Origin of the sequence: Pseudomonas trivialis, assembly GCF_001439805.1 — a bacterium.
Lineage (GTDB): Bacteria > Pseudomonadota > Gammaproteobacteria > Pseudomonadales > Pseudomonadaceae > Aquipseudomonas > Aquipseudomonas trivialis.
The window spans coordinates 1-1,235 of record NZ_JYLK01000040.1 but is presented as its reverse complement, the minus strand read 5'-3'; the positions used below and the strand labels follow the sequence as shown (position 1 = coordinate 1,235).

Below are 1,235 nucleotides of genomic sequence, written 5' to 3'. Positions count from 1 at the left end.
GAGAGTGTCAGATTTTTTGTGTTCGGGCCGGTTACGGCCTGCCGTCAGGCAGGCCCTATCTTTACCAGGTTGGCCTGATAAATCGATCTCCGTACAGAATCGCAAATTGATTCATCGCGCTCTTCCAATCATGAGCCGCACTGCCCCAGTTCGCGGTGATATTTCGTAATGCCAGCCAGATTAGCTTTGTCGCGGCCTCATCCGTTGGGAAGTGGCCTCGCGTCTTGATGACCTTGCGCAACTGGGCATTGATACTCTCGATGGCATTGGTTGTGTAGATCACTTTGCGTATCGCCGGGGGAAACACGAAGAACGGGATAACTCGATCCCAAGCACGTTTCCAAGCCGATACGACTGTCGGATATTGCTTACCCCAAGGCCCGGCCTCGAAAGCCAGTAGCGCTTGTTCTGCGGCGTCAGCATTGAGTGCTTGATAGATCGGTTTCAGTGCCTTGGCCAGCTCACGGCGCTTATCCCACGGGGCGTAATCAAGGCTGTTACGGATCAGGTGGACGATGCAGGTCTGCAACGTCGTCTCAGGAAACACAGCACTCAGCGCTTCGGGCATGCCTTTGAGACCGTCAGTTACGGCGATCAAGACGTCTTCGACGCCTCGGGTTTTCAGGTCGTTAAAGACCTTCATCCAAAACTTGGCGCCTTCTGTTGTTTCAATCCAAATGCCCAGGATATCTCGCGTTCCGTCCGGCAATACGCCCAGTGCCAAGTAGATCGCTTTGTTGCGAACCAGGCCTTCGTCGCGAATTTTGACTCGCAATGCATCGAAGAAAATTACCGGGTACATGGGTTCAAGCGGTCGCTGTTGCCAGGCGGTAACCTCCTCCAAAACTGCGTCCGTGACAGAACTGATGAAGTCGTGAGAGACGTCTGTTCCGTACTGTTCAGAGAGAAACGCACGGATTTCGCGAACCGTCATGCCGCGGGCATACATCGCGATGATCTTGTCATCAAAGCCTGTAAAACGGCGCTCATGCTTAGGGATCAAGATCGGGGCAAAGCTTCCATCGCGATCTCTGGGAATGTCCAAACGCAACGGGCCGTCATCGGTCAGCACCGTTTTGCCACTCTTGCCGTTGCGTTGGTTGCTCGATTCCTCAGGGCGCTCCGCGCCCTGAGGATAGCCAAGGTGGTGGCCCAACTCAGCACCAAGGGCTCGCTCGATCAGCGCCTTTTTGAACGCCATCGAGGCATCCTGAATGGCTTCGGCACTCATCGGG

1 protein-coding gene is annotated in these 1,235 nt (G+C 54.8%); it reads right to left on the bottom strand.

From position 1 onward, the window contains the following. Positions 1–61 precede the first annotated feature (61 nt). Positions 62–1,235 (bottom strand): IS256 family transposase (locus TU79_RS24845; RefSeq protein ID WP_057010430.1); only part of this gene is annotated, 1,174 nt, incomplete at its 5' end.